18 protein-coding genes are annotated in these 19,142 nt (G+C 40.3%); 4 read left to right on the top strand and 14 right to left on the bottom strand.

Annotation, left to right across the window (positions count from 1 at the left end; translation table 11 throughout):
- Positions 1–47 precede the first annotated feature (47 nt).
- From G7058_RS09345 to xylA, 7 genes are all read right to left on the bottom strand, one after another.
- A complete protein-coding gene (locus tag G7058_RS09345; protein ID WP_166063289.1) occupies positions 48–1,661 on the bottom strand; it encodes a mannitol dehydrogenase family protein in 1,614 nt (537 codons plus the stop codon).
- Positions 1,662–1,672: 11 nt separating this feature from the next.
- On the bottom strand, positions 1,673–2,740 hold the full coding sequence (gene uxuA / locus G7058_RS09340; protein ID WP_166063288.1) for a mannonate dehydratase: 1,068 nt from the start codon (positions 2,738–2,740) through the stop codon (positions 1,673–1,675).
- 57 nt (positions 2,741–2,797) lie between these two features.
- A complete protein-coding gene (locus tag G7058_RS09335) occupies positions 2,798–4,324 on the bottom strand; it encodes a glycoside hydrolase family 43 protein (RefSeq protein ID WP_166063287.1) in 1,527 nt (508 codons plus the stop codon).
- A 37-nt stretch (positions 4,325–4,361) separates the two neighbouring features.
- Positions 4,362–5,471 (bottom strand): glycosyl hydrolase family 8, encoded by a 1,110-nt coding sequence (locus tag G7058_RS09330; protein ID WP_227004429.1) that lies wholly within the window; start codon positions 5,469–5,471, stop codon positions 4,362–4,364.
- A 30-nt stretch (positions 5,472–5,501) separates the two neighbouring features.
- A complete protein-coding gene (locus G7058_RS09325; protein ID WP_166063286.1) occupies positions 5,502–6,854 on the bottom strand; it encodes an MATE family efflux transporter in 1,353 nt (450 codons plus the stop codon).
- Between the two features lie 100 nt (positions 6,855–6,954).
- Positions 6,955–8,442, bottom strand: coding sequence for a xylulokinase (xylB, locus tag G7058_RS09320; protein WP_166063285.1), 1,488 nt, complete (start codon positions 8,440–8,442; stop codon positions 6,955–6,957).
- A gap of 12 nt (positions 8,443–8,454) precedes the next feature.
- Entirely contained in the window at positions 8,455–9,765 is a 1,311-nt protein-coding gene (gene xylA / locus G7058_RS09315) for a xylose isomerase (RefSeq protein WP_166063284.1), read from the bottom strand.
- Between the two features lie 218 nt (positions 9,766–9,983).
- Between xylA and G7058_RS09310 the strand changes: the two genes are divergently transcribed.
- Complete coding sequence (locus G7058_RS09310) at positions 9,984–11,156, top strand: ROK family transcriptional regulator (protein WP_166063283.1); 1,173 nt, start codon at positions 9,984–9,986, stop codon at positions 11,154–11,156.
- A 72-nt stretch (positions 11,157–11,228) separates the two neighbouring features.
- Here G7058_RS09310 and G7058_RS09305 read toward each other — a convergent pair whose 3' ends face one another.
- Entirely contained in the window at positions 11,229–11,777 is a 549-nt protein-coding gene (locus G7058_RS09305) for a GNAT family N-acetyltransferase (RefSeq protein WP_166063282.1), read from the bottom strand.
- Positions 11,778–11,808: 31 nt separating this feature from the next.
- On the opposite strand from G7058_RS09305, the gene G7058_RS09300 reads away from it, so the two are divergent.
- Positions 11,809–12,150, top strand: coding sequence for a hypothetical protein (locus tag G7058_RS09300; RefSeq protein WP_166063281.1), 342 nt, complete (start codon positions 11,809–11,811; stop codon positions 12,148–12,150).
- 43 nt (positions 12,151–12,193) lie between these two features.
- Here G7058_RS09300 and G7058_RS09295 read toward each other — a convergent pair whose 3' ends face one another.
- Positions 12,194–13,399 carry an L-lactate MFS transporter gene (locus G7058_RS09295; RefSeq protein ID WP_166063280.1) on the bottom strand — a complete coding sequence of 402 codons (1,206 nt, stop codon included), beginning with the start codon at positions 13,397–13,399 and terminating at the stop codon, positions 12,194–12,196.
- A 287-nt stretch (positions 13,400–13,686) separates the two neighbouring features.
- Positions 13,687–14,001, bottom strand: coding sequence for a hypothetical protein (locus tag G7058_RS09290; protein ID WP_166063279.1), 315 nt, complete (start codon positions 13,999–14,001; stop codon positions 13,687–13,689).
- A gap of 147 nt (positions 14,002–14,148) precedes the next feature.
- Between G7058_RS09290 and G7058_RS09285 the strand changes: the two genes are divergently transcribed.
- Positions 14,149–14,346: a helix-turn-helix transcriptional regulator gene (locus G7058_RS09285; RefSeq protein WP_166063277.1), complete on the top strand. Its 198-nt coding sequence runs from the start codon at positions 14,149–14,151 to the stop codon at positions 14,344–14,346.
- A 3-nt stretch (positions 14,347–14,349) separates the two neighbouring features.
- Positions 14,350–14,775, top strand: coding sequence for a hypothetical protein (locus G7058_RS09280; RefSeq protein ID WP_166063276.1), 426 nt, complete (start codon positions 14,350–14,352; stop codon positions 14,773–14,775).
- Positions 14,776–14,827: 52 nt separating this feature from the next.
- Here the strand turns inward: G7058_RS09280 and G7058_RS09275 are convergent, their stop codons facing one another.
- The 4 genes from G7058_RS09275 to chvE all read right to left on the bottom strand — a co-directional run bounded on the left by G7058_RS09275 (position 14,828) and on the right by chvE (position 19,053).
- Entirely contained in the window at positions 14,828–15,151 is a 324-nt protein-coding gene (locus G7058_RS09275; protein WP_166063275.1) for a PTS sugar transporter subunit IIB, read from the bottom strand.
- Positions 15,152–15,164: 13 nt separating this feature from the next.
- Positions 15,165–16,361: a multiple monosaccharide ABC transporter permease gene (gene mmsB / locus G7058_RS09270; protein ID WP_166063274.1), complete on the bottom strand. Its 1,197-nt coding sequence runs from the start codon at positions 16,359–16,361 to the stop codon at positions 15,165–15,167.
- A complete protein-coding gene (mmsA, locus tag G7058_RS09265; RefSeq protein WP_166063273.1) occupies positions 16,362–17,894 on the bottom strand; it encodes a multiple monosaccharide ABC transporter ATP-binding protein in 1,533 nt (510 codons plus the stop codon).
- 67 nt (positions 17,895–17,961) lie between these two features.
- The gene (gene chvE / locus G7058_RS09260; protein ID WP_166063272.1) at positions 17,962–19,053 is read right to left on the bottom strand and encodes a multiple monosaccharide ABC transporter substrate-binding protein; all 1,092 of its coding nucleotides are present in this window, start codon (positions 19,051–19,053) and stop codon (positions 17,962–17,964) included.
- Between the last annotated feature and the right edge of the window lie 89 nt (positions 19,054–19,142).

Raw genomic sequence — 19,142 nt, 5'->3', positions numbered from 1 at the left:
GAATCACTGACATTCTTCACAGTGATTCTGGGCTTATTTTTCAAAACTTATTCAACAATTTTACGCAACGTCTTCTCTACAGCACCTTCTGATGCAATCATTTCTTCAAATAAATCCAGTACCTTATCCGCCATATTTACTGCTACTAAATCTACGCCGAAAATCGTTTTGTCTTTCAACAACGCCCCAAGATTAAGACGATCGATTGTCGTATCACCTATTTTGATATCTTTAACAAATGCAGATACTTCTGTCATACGGGGGTCTGAACTCTTCTCAAATACCTTACCGGTATCGTCTACTCCCAGCAAATAACGTAGCCAACCAGCTAAGACGAATGGGATAGCTTCCAAGCTCGCTACGTCATAGGTATCAGAGTTTAGGTAGGATTCAATCGTTTTCCCAAAACGAATCGCCAATTTTTGTGACGTATCGGTCGCAATTCTTTGCGGTGTATCCGGAATAAACGGATTCGGCAATCTCACGCCCACAACTTCATCGATAAATTCCTTTGGATTGATAATACCAGGGTCTACAACAACGGGAAGTCCCTCCTGATAGCCTACCTTTTCCGCAAGTTTCTTCAGTAAGGGATTCTTCATTTCATCAGAAATACGCTCATAGCCTAATAAACAGCCGAAAATAGCCAGCGCTGTATGAATCGGATTCAGACAGGTTGTCACTTTCATCGTTTCCACTTGATTAACCGTGTGGCGATCGGTAAAAATAACCCCTACTTTGTCTAGCGGTGGTCTGCCATTCGGGAAAGCATCTTCAATTACTAAATATTCCGTTTCCTCTGCATTTACAAAAGCCGCAGTGTAGGTATTTTTTTGCGTTATTTTATAGTCGACTTCCTCAAAGCCATCTTTACGTAACATTTGTGCTACCGTTTCATCTGGCCTTGGTGTAATCTTATCAATCATCGACCAAGGGAATGAGACTTTTTCGGGATCATTCACATATGCGACAAACTCTGGTGTAACCAGACCATTCTCTTGCCAATTGCTTGCGAAGGTATGGATTGCGCTCTTTAAAATGTCTCCGTTATGAGACATGTTATCCATGCTCACAAATGCAAGGGGCAACTGTCCTGCCAGAAAACGACAGTGTAAAAGTGCCGCAACTTTGCCGATATAGCTTTCTGCGACTTCCGGGCCATTCGTGAAGTCTTCCACTATTTGTTGCCCATAATTACCGCGACTATCTGTTAGTGAATAGCCTTTTTCCGTAATAGTAAAAGAAACCATTTGTAACGTTCTATTTTCGAAAATCGCTACCAAGCGTTGGTAATCTTCTTTGGATTCACGGTCGATTTTTAACGATTCCATGATACTGCCGACAACACTCTTCTCAATATTACCATCTGTTTTCAAAGTCACCAGCAGTGAAAGGTTATCATTCTGCTGTTTCATAATATCAACGATTTCATAATCGTAGCCCTCTGCGACAACAATACCGGTATCCACTTGCTTAAGGTCTAAAAGTTTTTGCATTAACATTGCCGGGAAAGCACGGAAAATATTTCCTGGTCCCAAATGGAGCCAAGTTGGAGCCGTTTCTGTTTGTCTTTTTACAGCCGCACGATCAAATGTTGGCACGCGGATTCCGGCTTCTGTCCATTGTTCTTTATTCTCAAGTTCTTGTTGGTTCAGTAGCATTTTATGACCTCCTAATTGGACACTTTCTCTAATGTTTCCCAAATGCCATTCATATAAGCAACACCAAGTGCTCGGTCGTAAAGTCCGTATCCTGGCATGGATATTTCATCCCAAATTTGACGGCCATGATCCGGACGAATAATGCTGTCAAAGCCTGAGTCCCGTAGTGCTTTAATAATCGCTACCATATCTAACGAGCCGTCGCTAGATAAATGAGAGGCTTCATCGAATTTTTGATAGCCATGGTATTTGATGTTTCGTAAATGTGCAAAATGAATGCGGCCTTTAACCGCATAAATCGTACTGATTAAGTCGTTCTCTGGATTAGAGCCCAACGATCCCGTACAAAATGTAATCCCGTTCAATGGATTCGGCACGGCTTCTAATAATTTGGTTATATTTGCCTCAGAGTTAATAATTCGCGGCAAGCCAAATACTGGCCAAGCCGGGTCATCCGGATGTATAGCCATTCGGATTCCATACTTCTCACACGTTGGCATGATCTTATTTAAGAAATAAACCAAATTATCAAATAACTGCTCTTCAGTAACCGTCTCATAAATAGCGAACAGTTCTTTTATTTGAGCCATTCGTTCCGGTTCCCATCCTGGTAACTCGAAACCTTGCGCTTTTTTATTCATTTGATCCGCAATTGAATCTGGATTTATTTTATCAATTAATGCTTGGTCGTAAGATAACACTGTTGAACCGTCCGGCAGTACTTTAGCTAAGTCCGAACGCGTCCAGTCGAATACAGGCATGAAGTTATAACAAATCATATCAATGCCCGCTTCACCTAAATTTTCCAACGTTTTAATATAATTTTCAATATATTTATCCCGCTCCGGGAGTCCTGCCTTTATTGCATCATGAATATTAACACTCTCAATACCAGCAAGCCGTAATCCCGATGCTTCTATCGTTTTTTTCAGATTACGAATCCGTTCTAAAGGCCACACTTCACCTGGTTTTGTATCATATAATGTTGAAACGATTCCAGTCACGCCTGGTATTTGCCGGATGTTTTTAAGGCTGACGCTATCAAAATCTTCTCCAAACCAACGGAGTGTCATTTCCATCGTTATATTCTCCTTTATTAGAAGAAGAGGTCGGGACGATTCCCAACCTCTTCCCGCTTATTTCGTCAATTTAATCCAATTCGCATCCACATATCCTGGCGCTTCTACATCAGAACTTGTGTAAATACCAACTGTACAGCCGACAAATCCGCCAGCCAACTCTGTACTTAGATAGTGTGTTGCAACGTCTTCAGCGACCACGATTTCTTCGCCCCTAGCTACAACGATTCCTTTAAGCTTTTGTCCTTCTCCAACAAACTTCAATTCCAACTCAGATGCAGTCACTTTTGTTTCTCCGTGCACTTCATCCACACCGTCGATTGTTGTAATGAGTTGAATCACTTTTTCTGAATCTTTCACATGAACAGCTAATTTCAGCGTATGGTTTTCACCTTGAATAACGGCAATACCCGCTTCGCCACCTGCAGCTAATTGTATATCCAATGCCGCAGTATATTCAAACCATAAAGAAGGTTGACGCAGACCTAGATACGTTGGTGAGCCTTTTTCATCTTTGAATCTTCCCACAGTTGGTGTCATACGGATCCAACCTTCACGTGCAGTCGTATCGTAATGGGTCATATCCGGATTACGGATAAATAAGAACTCCCGGTGAATCTCATTTAGCTGATAGTCGGTTTTTTCTTCAACCGGCACCAATGGCAGATTGATTTCTTGTTCTTCCAATAATCGACCAATCCCTGGATTAACAACCGGCCAACCATCTTCCCAAATAACTTCTGCCAGGAATGTTTCACGTCCCAAGTTACTGCTTCCCTCGAACTTACGACTCGCAAGAAGAACCATGAACCATTGGCCATCTGGTGTTTCCACCAAGTCGCCATGTCCAACGTTTTGTACGGGGAATGCAGATCCCAAATGACGGTGCGTCAAGATTGGATTGTTTGCAAAACCGATGTATGGTCCGTCGATTTTCTCACTGCGCGCAATTGTGACACTGTGGTTTGGACCTGTCCCACCTTCCGCAATCATCACATAGTAGTAGCCATCTTTCTTATAAACATGAGGTGCTTCCGGCCAAATAACATTGCGCATGGCACCTTTCCAAATCTTCGTGCTCACGCCGGTCAGCTGCATCGTATTCAAATCTAATTCTTGCAACCAAATTTCCCAGTCGCCGTTATGCGTAACGCCGGTTGGATTTGGACGTGTGCCCGAATAGTAGCAACGACCGTCTTCGTCAAAGAACAAACTTGGGTCAATCCCAATTGCACCTTCCAAATAGTACGGTTCAGACCACGGTCCTGCTGGGTTTGTTGCCGTTACTACAAAGTTTCCTCCGTAAGTCACGTTCGTAGTAATCATGTAAAATGTTCCATCATGGTGACGGATGGTAGGCGCAAAAATACCGCGCGAACTACCTGCATCTTCCAAGTTTAATTGACTCTCACGGTCCAGCACGTTCCCAATCTGTTCCCAGTTCACCATATCTTTACTGTGGTAAATCGGTACGCCCGGGAAATAACCGAAACTGGATGTTACTAAGTAAAAATCTTCTCCTACTGCACAGACGGATGGGTCTGGCGAGAAGCCTTCAATAATTGGATTTTTAAATGTACTCAAAACGTCAACTCCCACTATTCATTATTATTTGTTCAACTTATTTCCACATACGATAGTTGCCACTCAATGCCAATATCGCAAAGAAGTACAGGCAGTTATCGTAGTAACGGTTGCGATCCGTACGCATGGGTGTATTCCAAAGTAAATCAATAAACCATTTCCCTTTTGTGCCATCGTCATATGCAAGCGATGCTGCTGCGTTTGTTGCCAATAACCCCAATGGGTGACGTGCTTTTTCATCGAATTTCGTTCCATCGATCTTATAGCGTGTATATTCTTCCGGATCAACGCCATGGAAGAACTTATGGATATTTTCGACAATTTGAACCGGTGTTTCTTCACGTCCGCACCATTCATAATCCATACCGATATTAGCCGCTGTACGGTAAGAGTCACTGTAGAAATCCCCGAAGCCACGAATATGGTTTGGTGTCCCATCATCATAAGAATATTCCGGTGTTAAGCCTGTCTCAGGATGAGCAGCGGTTACTAAATAAGTACGGCTGCGTTTGGCTGCTTCCGCCCAAAATGCGCGGTCCTCTTCATTTGCCCACTCAGCAAATAATTCGTAGAAATGTGGCAAGTGATAAGATGGGTCGGTAAAGTCAACACCCGGAACAAAACGAATTAAGTAGTTATCGCGGTCCCACATCGCATGCCCTTCACGCTCATAACCTTTGTGTAAACAGTCGGAAAGGATGGTCCGTGCCATCTCTGCATAATTATAAATGCCTTCTCCGTTACCCCAGCGATTTGCCGCAAAGAATAATGCCATAGCGAAGAATTCCTCGCCATCCGGAGCTGGACCATCATCTATCTTGGTGCCGTCCGTGTGACAATGCCATGCGAAGTAGCCTTTATTGAAGCCATCTTGGTGATACATATTTTTATGTGACCATGCCCAGATTTTATCGAATACTTCTTTCTCATCCATCTGTACAGCCATCATCATGCCGTAAGACATACCTTCACTTCGTGCATCATCGTTACCCGTATCCAACAAGTAACCGCCCATGTCATCTGTATAATAGATTTTCTCAGCCGCAGCATCATCCATGAACAATTTGTTCCATGTATCTTGTACTTTTTGATCAATTTTTTCTTGACTATAGCCACATTCGGCGAATAAATTACGGTATTGTTTCACTCTTCACTCTCTCCCTTTATATCACTATTTTTAGCGTAATAACGCTCTTTTCCACCATTTATTTCGATCGTTTTTCATAAATAAATATGTTGATATTAGCAAAATAGTCATCGTACTGAACCAAGCAAGTGGGTGACTGTAAGCGATGGCCGGGAATCCGAATGTCCCAACAAAAATTAATGGAACGAATGAACGAATACCCATTTCGACCAAGCCGGAAATAGTCGGCGCAATCGTGCGGCCCATCCCTTGTAAGCTATAACGTAATACGAATAAAACTGCCAGAAACACATAAAATAACGCTGTCATTTTAAAGTACGCTTCAATGCTGTTCGTAGTCGCTTCGTTTGTCGCTCCCACCAGCCATGCTACAATCGTACTGCCTTTGAAATAGACCAGGCCTCCCATAAAAAAACCATACGTGACCGAAAGGATGAGGCTGGTACGAATACCCTGCCAAATACGATCCGTCAATCCCGCTCCATAGTTTTGAGCAACAAAGGTGGCAGTTGCGACTCCAATCGTCATCATGGGAGCAGTGACCATACCTTCCAAACGTGTTGCAATTGCATGGGCTTCTATATTCCCCAACGTCAATTCATTAAGCTTGAACTGCAAGACGATGTTACCGATTGAAATAATAGAGTTTTGCAGTCCGATTGGTACACTGATTGTGAGATGAAGACGCAGTTCATCTCCCTTCAATTTCCAATCATTTTTATTCAACTTAAGGACCGGATAGCGCTTGGATAAGTGGCGAAATATTAGGACACTGACGATTAACTGAGACAACATTGTCGCAATTGCCACGCCGACCACACCAAACGAAAAGACCACAATTAAAATAACATCGAGTAGAAAATTTAGTGCATAAGACAAAACACTATACCAGAGTAATGTTTTCGTACTGCCCATTGCCCGCATCACATTACTAAATAAATTAAATCCCATCACAATAATGAGCCCGAACATAGCAGTCGTAAAATAAGCTTTACTGTCGCTGTATAAAGCTTGGGGAATTTTGAGTGCCGTCAACAACGTATCAGAAAGTAGAATGCTCACAATACTAATCACAACTGATAAGACAAAGGCAATTCCCATACTCGTAACATAACTATCGTGAATACGTTGTTCATTCTTTGAACCGAATCTTTGGGCTAAGACGATGGACAGCCCTGAACCCACTCCAATCACAAATCCTTGAATGAAGAAAATTAAACTGGCAACGGCTCCAATTGAACCTAAGGCACTCGTACCCAGCGTGCGACCAACAATAACAGTATCTGCCAAAGTGTAAAGTTGTTGAGCAAAGTTACCCAGCAACAAAGGAATAGTAAAATAGATTACATGCTTAAACGGACTGCCAATTGTCATGTCTTTCATCTTTTTCTCTCCATATGCTTATTTGCATACACTTCATTTTTATAAAGAAGAGAGAGCGTAAGGATACCCTCTTGCTCTCTCTTACTTTTTAAAATTTATTTTATTTTTGTAACGCGTGACTGATGTCTTTTGTTGCACCATATCCATCGCGATAAATCGCGTAAATATGTTCGTATGCTTCTACCTGTTCTTTAACGGGCTCATAGGTTTTTGCTTCTTTGACAAAAGTTGCTACTAGTTCTTCAACACTGTCAAACCAACCTTGACCCATTGCAGCAAGCATGACAGCTCCCATTCCAGGTCCTTGTTCAGTTGTCAAAGTTACAATCGTGGCATCAAAAATATCCGCCTGCATTTGTAACCAATCAGGATTCTTTGCTCCGCCACCAACAGAAACAATTTTTCTGAAGTTCTTGCCAGCACGTTCTTCCATCAATTTTTGAGAATCTTTCAAAGAAAAAGTAATGCCTTCCAAGACAGCACGCGCAAAGTGATCTCGTGTATGCCCTTGATCCATTCCTAGGAAGCTGCCACGGATTTTACTGTCCGTATATGGCGTGCGCTCACCAGAAATATATGGCATAAACAATAAGCCCTCAGACCCTGCCGGAATGGTTCCGATATCTTTCAACAACGCGTCAAAATCTTCATTCGGAGCAAATGTATTCTTAAACCATGACAAGCTGTGACCAGCTGCCAACGTTACGCCCATTGAATAGAATGAATCTCTCAAAACATGGTAGAAATAATGCAAGTCACCTTGGTACTCTTTGCCTGCTTCTTCGTATGCTAAGAATACGCCTGAAGTACCAATACTTGCCATGCCAATATCAGGTGAAATGATTCCTGCGCCTAATGCTGCAGACGCGTTATCCGCACCACCAGCGTAGACATTAATTGTGTGAGTAAAACCAAACTCTTTCGTCAACTCTTCTGATAGCGTTCCAATCTTATCGCTCGACTCTACAAGCGGTGGGCAAATCGTTTTTGGCAAATCAAAGGCCGCCAAAACTCTTTCACTCCACTGTTTATTTTTTAAGTCTAGCAATAATGTTCCAGCAGCATCGGAATATTCCATTTGCTTCGAACCCGTCAAACGAAAACCTAAGTAATCCTTTGGCAATAAAAATTGACGCGCTTTTTCAAAAATAGCTGGCTCATGTTCTTTCACCCAAAGAATCTTTGGTAAGGTGAAACCTTCAAGCGCTTTGTTCTGAGTGATAGAAATAAGTTCCTCGCCCAGTGTTTCTTTAATTTTTTCACATTGTGCTGTTGTTCGCACATCATTCCAAAGAATCGCATTGCGTAAGACCGCATCGTTTTCGTCCAATAGAACCAAACTGTGCATTTGTCCTGAAAAGCTGATTGCTTCCAATCCTTCTTTTGCATCTGGAACGGTTTCAACAATATTCGCCATCACTTCAACAGCTGCACGGTACCACTCATGTGGGTTTTGTTCGCTGTATCCTGATTGCGGGTGAATCAGTGGATAGTCAGAAGAAGTGGTATAAACCACTTCTCCCGCCTGATTCACTAAGAGACCTTTCAATGAGCTCGTCCCTAAATCTAACCCGAGTACGTAACGCATAGGGTTCGCCTCCTAGTAAATGTATTCGTTCAGTTTTGCTTTCACTAATTCAATATGTCCAGATTTATTTTTAACTTCTTTGTTAGACAATGCATATTCAGTCAATGATTTAAGATCTGTCTTGTCGCTGATGATATCTTTACCAATACCTTCTTGGTAGCTTGCATAACGATCTGCTTTCAAGTTATCGAAGAATTTATCTTCTTTCAACCGCGCAGCTGCTTTCAAGCCACGTGCGAATGTATCCATACCTGCGATATGTGCCAAGAATAAGTCTTCCATTTCGAATGAAGTACGACGCACTTTCGCATCAAAGTTGATACCACCTGGTGCGATTCCGCCATTTTCCAAAACTTCATACATTGCTAACGTTACAGAATATAAGTCAGTCGGGAATTCATCTGTATCCCAGCCTAGTAACATATCGCCTTGGTTCGCATCCAATGAACCCAGTGCATTGTAGTTACGTGCCACATTCATTTCGTGCTCGAAAGTATGACCTGCCAATGTCGCATGGTTAGCTTCCAAGTTCAATTTGAAGCGATCCGTTAAGTCATATTTTTGCAAGAATGCCATAGATGTCGCTGCATCAAAGTCGTATTGGTGTTTCATTGGCTCTTTTGGTTTAGGCTCCAATAGGAATGTTAACTCTTCGTGACCAATTTCGTTAGAATACGCAATCGCCATTTTGTATAGACGTGCGATATTTTCTTCTTCGAAAGCCATGTCTGTATTTAATAGTGTTTCGTACCCTTCACGTCCACCCCAGAATACAAAGTTCTTTCCGCCTAGACGCTTGCTAATATCAATCCCTTTTTTAACTTGTGCAGCAGATACTGCATAGACATCTGCATTATTTGAAGATGCCGCACCATTTACGTAAATAGGGTTTGCATGACGGTCAGCCGTGTTCCAAAGTAATTTGATGCCTGTTTCTTCCATTTTCTTCTCGATTAAATCTACGATTTCATCCAAATTTTTGAAGAATTCTTCTAGAGAATTACCGAAAGGTGCAACGTCCATATCGTGGAAACAGAAATACTCTACCCCTAATTTTTCAAAAAACTCGAAAGCTGCTTCGACACGGTTTTTAGCAGTTTCCATCGGATCATCTGTTAACCATGTCCGTTCATTAACGCCTTGACCAAATGGGTCGTTTCCTTCGTTAACAAATGTATGCCAATAAGCAATTGCAAAACGCATGTGTTCCTTCATTGTTTTACCTAAGACAATTTCTTCTGGGTTGTAATGACGGAATGCCAAAGGATTATTCGTTTCTGTACCTTCGTATTTAATCTTTTCAATAGTTGGGAAATAAGCCATGTTCATTCTCCTCTTCGTTTGTTTGTATAATTAACTAACTGTAGTTTAAGACAAATATAAAATGTTGTCAAGCGTTTTCATTATTGTTTTTACAACTTTCTTCTAAATAAATAATTGTTTAAAAGAAACCGCGAAACACTTGTAATAATAATCTTTATTTAACCCGTCTTTGTTGTACAATAGTGATACAGAACATATACATGAAAGGTGGGGTAACTATGATTGCCAACAAGATGACCTTAAGGGAACACAATGAAACCTTGATCCTATCCACTATTATCCACAACCCTGAAATTTCGCGTGCCGCTATTTCGCAACTCACGGGATTAAATAAAGCTTCAACATCAGAAATCGTTAAAAAATTTATTGATGAACAATTAATCAATGAAATCGGAATTGGAAATAGTACAGCTTCCGGTGGTAGAAAACCTATTCAGCTACAAATGAATTACGATGTCGGTTGCTCTTTGAGTATCGATATCGGATACGACTATATTTATGGATTACTTACCACCTTAAATGGTGAAAGTATCCATTACATTGAAAATGAAGGAAACCGTCTGACAAAAGAAAACACAGTTTCAGAAATCAATAAAATTGTTAAAGCAATGCAGCCCTACTATGAACATAAAAAGTTCCAATTAATTGGTATTACCATTGCGATTCATGGGATTGTCTATAATAACAACATTATCTTTACGACCTATTCAGATCTACACGAAATTAATCTTGCTGAAATCATCGAAACGAAATGGAATACGCCTGTTTATATCGAAAACGAAGCGAACCTAAGTGTTTTAGGCGAGAAAGGATTTACAACGCCCTTGAAAAATATGGTTAGTGTCAGTATCCATAATGGTATAGGTGCCGGAATCTTAATTGACGGTGAATTGTATCATGGTACTAAAGGGCAAGGTGGAGAAATCGGACACATGATTTTGCAACCACACGGCCGTCCCTGCCCGTGCGGAAATAAAGGATGCATGGAACAGTATTGTTCCGCAGCAGTTCTATTAAAAGATTACCGTGTGCTAACGGATTCGCCTGGCGCGACTTATAAAGATTTGAATGAAAGCTATAAGAACGCAGAACCAGCCGTATTGGAGCTCGTCGATACAGCGGTTGATTACTTGTCTTTTGGTATTAATAATTTAATTATGAATTTGGATCCGGAAGTCATTATCTTAAATAGTAAACTGTTTGATTATCTCCCTACCCTTCTAAATGCCATTAAAGAACGCATTACGAATCGTTTCTCGAAAGATGTACAAATCGTAGAATCTTCCCTCAACCACCAAGCAATCCTTCTGGGCGGCACGATTTTGAACTTGCAACATTTCTTCAATATTCCTGATTTAACGTTGCATCAAAAGACTTACAAAGAAAACTAGAATAAGCGCAGAATAGAATGCAGTGACTGCATTCTACTCCGCGCTTTATTACGTTGATATTGGTACTTCACTCTATTTCGTTATCGCATACCCCATCAAATCCCGGTGTTCTCCTTTGATATAAAGTATTTTTCTCCTAGTGCCCTCGTAGAGCATTCCAGCTTTCTCCATAACGCGAGCGGAGCCCTTATTTTCAACCATGCAAAAAGCTTGAATACGAACCAGATCCAGGTGCTCAAACCCAAATTTCATGACTGCTTCAAGTGCTTCGGACATAATACCCTTACTCCAATATGCTTTTGATAGGGCATAACCTACTTCTGCGACTTTATGGTGCTCTTGCCAACTTACAAAATCAATGGTTCCAATGACTTTATCTGTCTCTTTATATACGATTGCCCATGGTGCCGGGCTATTACTAGCGTAACGAGAAAGAACAAATTGGATAAAATCCTTTGTATCTTGAATCGTTTGGTGTGCATTCCAAGTAACGTATTTCGCAACAGCTTCGTCGGACGTATAGGCAAATAAATCTTCGGCGTCATCTATTGCTATTTTTCGAAGGATAAGGCGTTCTGTTTCAAGAGTAGGAAGATTACTGAAAATACCTTTTGCTGTCATAATATATGTGCCTCCTGAATTGTTTGTTTTAATGATTATACACAATCTAATAGATATTCGTTGTAGAACGTGCGGAGATATCGCTGTTCCGCTTGTTCTTCAACGGGAAATTCGCCGTTCAACTGATTTTAAAGCTGTTTACATCGAGTTCGGATGGGAAATTCGTCGTCCAACTGATTGTAAAGCCGTTTACATCGAGTTCGGATGGGAAATTCGTCGTCCAACTGATTGTAAAACTATTTACATCGAGTTCGAATGGGAAATTCGCCCACCAACTGATTGTAAATCTGTTTACATCGAGTTCAAATGGGAAAAACACCGTCCAACTGATTGTAAAACTATTTTTCAGTTCATTTCTATTTTAACATCGTAAAAAAAAGCCAGACCCCGTAGGATCCAGCTCTTTCAGGTATATATTATTTTACTTCTACTGCTGGTGTTTCTTTTTGGCTGATACGTTTCATATACCACATTGTTAATACGATACCGAATACTGCCATTACAGTTGAAATGATAAATGCCAATGAGTATGAACCAGTTGCTTCGCGAATCATTGAAGCTAGTGATGGTCCGAATACTGCAGCGATTCCGTAAGCGATAAACATCCAACCGTAGTTAGATGCTGATTTAGAAGCGCCCCAGTTTTCTGCTGTAATTCCTGGGAATGATCCAAGGAATCCACCAAATGACAAAGCAATTCCGACTAAACCAACGATCCCTGCAACTGCTCCTAATCTATCTGTAAAGTTAACTAACATCAAGCCAACCGCAGAAACGATAAACATCAATACTAAAGTCTTGTAACGTCCTACTTTATCAGAAACTGTACCCCAGAAGATACGTCCTAATGTGTTCGCTAAACCGACGATCATAACAACAACAGCACCAGTACCAATACTATATGTAGAGGCAATGTTTGCCGCATGTCCGATGACCATCATTCCGCTTGTAGCTGCAAATGTATAAATAACCCATAGAATCCAGAAATTAGATTCACGAAGCATTTCTTTGTAGTTTTTGTCCGTATCATTCGCTACAACTGTCGCATTTTCGTTCACTGGAGGATTCTCCATCAAGAATGAAGCTGCACAGATAACAACTAATAATACTGCTCCAAGAACACGGAAAGTCATGTTAATTCCCATACTTCCAATCATGCTTGTTGCGATTGGTGCTAAAATAATTGCTCCTGAACCAAATCCAGCTGCTGTTAGACCGCCAGCCAAACCTTTTTTGTCTGGGAACCATTTAACTGTTAGTGCAGTAGCTGTACCATAACCAGCACCAATTCCAAAACCAAGAATAACTCCGTAAGTTAAGTAAAGCATAATAATGCTGTTTGCATAACTTGTTAAGAACATACCGATACCGAATAAAATTCCGGATATAAGAACGACTTTCTGTCCGCCGTATTTATCTACGATTGGACCACAGATAATCATTGCCACAGGTACCATGGCAAATGAAATACTAAATGCCAGTGAAGTCTCGCTTAAAGACCACGCTGTATTTTGCTCAAGTAGAGCTGTTTGGAATACAGACCAAGCATAGCCTGCTCCCAAAGCTAAGTTGGTAATAATTGCTGCAACCAGAATAACCCAACGATTTTTTTGTTGTTTCACTTTCTTTCCTCCTAAAAAATGTTTAACCAACTCTAGTAAAAGCGGTTCCAATCATTATTCTATACGGGTTTAGCTGATTACACTACCAACAGAATATTATACGAACGATAACTTCAAATTATAGATTCAAAGGAATGCGTTATAGTCTTCTCTAGTCCTGAAAAAACAAAAAAATCCTCGAATGATTCCGAGGATTTTCATTTAAAACACCAATAAATTACCAATCATAGCAGCTCACTAATTTAAACAACGAAGGAGCTGGAAATCATCCCCAGCCCCTTCACCTGCTAACCTAAATTTTGAACTATAAATCCAGCAACGCGATTATATGCTTCCATCAAAACGCTCACTAAATGATTCGTCATGATTTGGAAATCTTCTGGATTTTTTATGAAATAATAAACCAATAATGCCGCTGCTACGTACTTCAAATATTTCCTAATCCATCTCTTTGTGCGTGTTCGGGTCTTGCGAAGTGGCTTGCTTTTCCAAACTTTTTTGCCTGTATGATAGTGGGTTGGCGTAATGCCGATATAACCCAACACTACTGGAACAGCGATGTTCCAGTAGTTTCTATATAGTCGTTTCAATTTTCTTTTCAAAATAATGGCCCTTCCTGGATTTACTTTCTGCCCTGAACCATTATCTCAAATAATGCCATATTCACAAATTTTATTCTTTACACCGATCTAAATGTAAGATATACTTTACATAAAGAAAGATATAACTTACAAAACGAGGTGGCATTTATGGCGAAGAATATCCGATTAAAAGTCGCTCGTACTGAAAAAGAGATGTCACAGCAACAATTGGCAGACGCGGTCGAGGTGACGCGCCAAACCATTAGCGCCATCGAACGAGGCGACTATAACCCCACTATCAATTTGTGTATCAAGATTTGTAAAGCGCTCGGCGTCACACTGAACGATTTATTTTGGGAGGGATGAGGAATGTTTGCACAATACGATGAATATCAGCGCTTATTGCGTTATAAAAATGGTTGTTATGCTTTTTATTTAATCAATATTTTATTGTTTATAAATCAACTTATTACTTATATCGGCGAAATCAAATGGGCACAGGATTCTTTTATCGAGTATTTAGTTATTATTATGATTCCTATTATGTTTATGAATATCCGAAATACGTGGCAAGGCTCTCATTTTGATAGAAAAGAAAAGCCTTCAGTAGTAAACGTACTAAACTTATTACTCGGTTTGACTTATTTCTGGCTTGCTCTTAATCGTAAACAGCCTCTCATTGAAGATGGGCTCGTCACTTTACAAGTCAGCCAACTGTTACTGGGGCTTGTATGGATTTCCACGCCTATTACTTATTTCATAAAGTATTTCCGTGATTCAATCGTTTCTGAATAAAATATAAAAGCACATTCCATTATTTCGGAATGTGCTTTTTTCGGAGGTTCTATTAAATAAGTTTCATAATCTCATCAAGAACTGCTTTGCCATCCAAGGTTTCGTAGGCTTCTCTTGAGATCAATTTATAAGGAACTGCTTTGTAACTTAGAAAATCTTTTAGACGGTTAATTTCGTATTCGGATTGCGGTCCAATTAAAAGTCCATCGATTTTCTGTGTTTGGATCGCTTGTTCAGCGATGATAGCCGGTGCAGAATAAATTTGTAGTCCTAATCCTTTGGCATCTACTTCTGCTTGGACATTTCTAACTAATAGTCCTGTTGTGATACCAGCTGTACAAATCAGTAATATTTTCTTTGTCTCTTCACTCGTCATTTCAACACAACCTTTAAGAAATTTTTCTCTTCTTGTTGTAGATATCTAGTACAACTGCTAGTAGTAAAATCAAACCTTTGATTGCTTGTTGCCAGTCGACACCGACACCTAGAATGGACATACCGTTATTCAATACACCCATTACCAAACCACCGACAATTGCTCCCACAACTGTACCAATACCACCAGAAGTTGACGCGCCACCAAAGTATACGGAAGCCATCGCATCCAACTCCAATGAGTTTCCGGCTTGCGGTGTTGCAGCATTCAAACGTGCCGCCAGAATAAGGCCGGCAAGTGCTGCCAGGAAGCTCATGTTAACAAATACCCAGAACGTAATTTTCTTTGTATTAATACCAGACAACTCTGCCGATTTACGGTTCCCACCTGTTGCATAAATTTGACGTCCTGCAACCGTTTGATTCGTAATAAAGCCATACAAAATGACAATAAAAGCAAGAATAATCAAGATAACTGGGAATCCTTGGTAGGATGCGAATACAAAGCTCAACACCATTACAGTCACAACTGTAAAGATAGCCAATGCCACGAATACTGGGAATGATTGTACTTCGAAGTTATTTTCTTTCCGTTTCTCGCGTGCACGCCATTGTCCAAATACCATCATGGCTGCCAACAAACCACCTAAGATAAGTGTCGTGATATGCAGCCCATCACCTCCGAACAAGTTCGGTAAGTAACCAGTAGAAATCTTTTGGAAAACTTTAGGGAAAGGTGCCAATGATTGTCCACCTAAAACAACTTGTGTCAAACCACGGAACATCAACAACCCTGCCAACGTCACGATAAAGGCTGGTATACCGACATAAGCCACCCAGAACCCTTGCCATGCACCAATTAAAGCACCGACTAACAAACAAACCGGAACAGCAATAATTGGACTAATATCGTTATTTACCATCATGAGGCCGGCAATCGCGCCGACAAAAGCCATTACCGATCCAACTGACAAATCGACATACCCCAATAGAACAACCAATAACATCCCTACAGCCAATACCAAAATATGACTATTTTGCAAAACAATATTTGTAATGTTTAGAGGTCTGAGGAAAATACCATCTGTCATTAATTGAAACGCAATTAATAAGACAACGAGGATAATGATCATACTATATTTACTAAAAATATCGAGCAGCTTCTCGCTCAACTGGAATTTCTCTTTTCTATCTTTTGTAATATTTTCCATTTACATGACCCTCTCTTTTTCAGTTGTCATTAGATTCATCAAGCTTTCTTGATCTGCATCTTCTCGCATCACTTCACCTGTAAAATGTCCGTCATTCATCGTATAGATGCGATCGCACATCCCTAATATTTCTGGTAATTCTGATGAAATGATACAAATACATTTGCCTTCCGCAGCCATCTCTTCAATGATGGTGTAAATTTCATACTTGGCACCGACATCGATTCCACGAGTGGGTTCATCCAAGAATAAAATTTCTGGTTCGGTCGCAAGCCATTTTGATAGAACAACTTTTTGTTGATTTCCACCACTCAAACTCGCAATATTTTGCGAAATTGAGCTCGTCTTCGTACGCATCTTGCGACGGTACTCTTCTGCAATGGTGATTTCTTTTTCTTTGTCCAGAATGCCGTTTTTACTTACTTTCTCTAAACTCGCAAGCGTCGTATTTTCCCGCACATCCATGATAAGATTTAACCCCAATGACTTACGGTCTTCCGACACGTAGGCAAGTCCATTTTTAATGGCTGTTGGGACGTCTTTAACGGAAATTTCTTGACCGTCTTTGTAGACTTTTCCGGTAATCTGGCTACCATAAGAACGACCAAACACGCTCATCGCAAATTCCGTACGACCCGCTCCCATTAAACCAGCAATCCCAATGATTTCGCCTCTGCGGATGGTCAGATTTAAGTTCTTGTTCACAACGCGATTGGAATCAATCGGATGGTGGACATTCCAATCTTTTACCTCGAAGTACACGTCACCGATATTCGCTTTTCTTTCAGGGTAACGGTTCGTCAAGTCACGTCCTACCATGCCACGAATAATACGTTCTTCCGAAATCTCTTCTTTTTCGAGTGTCTCAATCGTTTTACCATCACGAAGAATTGTGATTTTATCGGAAATATCCACAATTTCATTCAGTTTATGAGAAATAATAATCGACGTAATCCCTTGTTTTTTGAACTCACGCATCAATTCCAAGAGGTTTTCACTTTCCTCTTCGTTCAAAGCTGCCGTCGGTTCATCCAAAATCAGAAGTTGAACATTCTTAGCAAATGCTTTCGCTATTTCGACCAATTGTTGATGCCCTACGCCAATTTGTGAAACCAACGTATTCGGATTAACGCGTAATCCTACTGTCTTTAAAAGGTTCTCTGTCTTTTTCTCTGTCAAATTCCAGTCGATGATGCCTCTTTTAGCCTGTTCATTACCGAGGAACAAGTTTTCTTTAATAGATAAATAAGGGCTCAAAGCCAATTCTTGATGAATAATAACAATACCTTTTTCTTCGCTGTCTTTCAGTTTCTTAAATTGAGCAACGTCACCTTCATAAATAATCTCGCCTGAATAACTACCAAATGGATAGAGTCCGCTTAAGACATTCATGAGGGTTGATTTACCTGCTCCGTTTTCACCACACAACGCGTGAATCTCACCGCGTTCTATTTTTAAGTTCACGTTATCTAAAGCCCGTATACCAGAGAATTCTTTAACGATATTTTTCATTTCTAAAATGTAATCTGCCATTCTCTCACTCCTCTTTAAAGAAAAAGCCAGAAATAGTTTCGAGAGAACTATTCCCGGCTTTATATTGTTAGTTGATTGATAAATCGTCTTTTGTATAATAATCTGTATCAATCAGTTCTGCTTCAAAGTTGTCTTTATCAACCGAGATAGGTGTTGATAAGTATGTTGGAACAACTTTCACGCCGTTATCATAGGTTTCTGTATCGTTAACTGGTACTTCTTCACCGTTGTGAATTGCTTCAATCATTTCGATTGTATTTTTAGCTAAAATACGCGTATCTTTGAAAATTGTTTGTGTTTGTTCCCCAGCAATAATGGATTTCACCCCTGCTACTGTTGCATCTTGACCAGTAATAACTGGTAACGGTAATTCGCTTGTTCCGTATCCGACACCTTTCAATGAAGAAATAATGCCTAAACTGATTGGATCATAGGGAGACAAAATAGCATCCAACTGTTTGTCTGTATAGTTTGCACTTAGCAAGTTATCCATACGAGACTGAGCCGTAGAGCCATCCCAACGTAACGTTGCAATTTGGTTAAAGTTCATTTGATTTGAAGGAACAACCAGTTGCTTACTATCAATATACGGTTGGAATACAGACATGACACCGTTATAGTTGATCAAGGCATTGTTATCATCTGGTGAACCACCAAACAATTCGATATTGAATGGCCCTTCGCCATCTTTCAATTTAAGAGCTTCTTCAATATAGGATGCCTGTAAGACACCTACTGCAAAGTTATCGAATGTTGCATAGTAATCAACAAAGTCTGAGTTCATTAACAAACGGTCATAAGCAATAACATCAATATCTGCTGCATCCGCTTTTTCTAGAACATCTGTTAAAGCCGAACCGTCAATCGATGCAATAACCAGTGTGTCAACACCTTTAGTAATCATGTTTTCGATTTGAGCTACTTGGTTCTCAACTTTATCTTCACCGTATTGCAAGTCTGTTTTATAACCTAACTTCTCAAGTTCATCAACCATGTTATTTCCATCCGCAATCCAACGTTCAGCCGATTTCGTTGGCATCGCAATTCCGACGTATCCTTTTGCTTCTGAATCGCCACTTTCGCCACCACAAGCCGTAAGAGCTAAACATGACAGTAAAGAGAGAGCTGAAACGATACCTTTTTTCACCATTCTATTCATCTAATAATTCCTCCTCGGTTTTTCTAAACTAAATATAACGCTTACTGAAAACGATTTCATTTGATTTGTTATTGATTATCTATAAATTC

This window comes from Jeotgalibaca porci (genome assembly GCF_011299095.1).
GTDB classification, from domain to species: domain Bacteria; phylum Bacillota; class Bacilli; order Lactobacillales; family Aerococcaceae; genus Jeotgalibaca; species Jeotgalibaca porci.
Note: the sequence above shows the minus strand (reverse complement) of the source record. Positions and strands in the feature narration are given on the sequence as shown.

Excerpts from the sequence above, each read along its gene's own strand:
- G7058_RS09345 (WP_166063289.1), bottom strand. The coding sequence starts at position 1,661 with ATGCTACTGAACCAACAAGAACTTGAGAATAAAGAACAATGGACAGAA.
- uxuA (WP_166063288.1), bottom strand. The coding sequence starts at position 2,740 with ATGGAAATGACACTCCGTTGGTTTGGAGAAGATTTTGATAGCGTCAGC.
- G7058_RS09325 (WP_166063286.1), bottom strand. The coding sequence starts at position 6,854 with ATGAAAGACATGACAATTGGCAGTCCGTTTAAGCATGTAATCTATTTT.
- xylB (WP_166063285.1), bottom strand. The coding sequence starts at position 8,442 with ATGCGTTACGTACTCGGGTTAGATTTAGGGACGAGCTCATTGAAAGGT.
- xylA (WP_166063284.1), bottom strand. The coding sequence starts at position 9,765 with ATGGCTTATTTCCCAACTATTGAAAAGATTAAATACGAAGGTACAGAA.
- G7058_RS09310 (WP_166063283.1), top strand. The coding sequence starts at position 9,984 with ATGATTGCCAACAAGATGACCTTAAGGGAACACAATGAAACCTTGATC.
- G7058_RS09305 (WP_166063282.1), bottom strand. The coding sequence starts at position 11,777 with ATGACAGCAAAAGGTATTTTCAGTAATCTTCCTACTCTTGAAACAGAA.
- G7058_RS09300 (WP_166063281.1), top strand. The coding sequence starts at position 11,809 with ATGATTATACACAATCTAATAGATATTCGTTGTAGAACGTGCGGAGAT.
- G7058_RS09285 (WP_166063277.1), top strand. The coding sequence starts at position 14,149 with ATGGCGAAGAATATCCGATTAAAAGTCGCTCGTACTGAAAAAGAGATG.
- G7058_RS09280 (WP_166063276.1), top strand. The coding sequence starts at position 14,350 with ATGTTTGCACAATACGATGAATATCAGCGCTTATTGCGTTATAAAAAT.
- G7058_RS09275 (WP_166063275.1), bottom strand. The coding sequence starts at position 15,151 with ATGACGAGTGAAGAGACAAAGAAAATATTACTGATTTGTACAGCTGGT.
- mmsB (WP_166063274.1), bottom strand. The coding sequence starts at position 16,361 with ATGGAAAATATTACAAAAGATAGAAAAGAGAAATTCCAGTTGAGCGAG.
- mmsA (WP_166063273.1), bottom strand. The coding sequence starts at position 17,894 with ATGGCAGATTACATTTTAGAAATGAAAAATATCGTTAAAGAATTCTCT.
- chvE (WP_166063272.1), bottom strand. The coding sequence starts at position 19,053 with ATGAATAGAATGGTGAAAAAAGGTATCGTTTCAGCTCTCTCTTTACTG.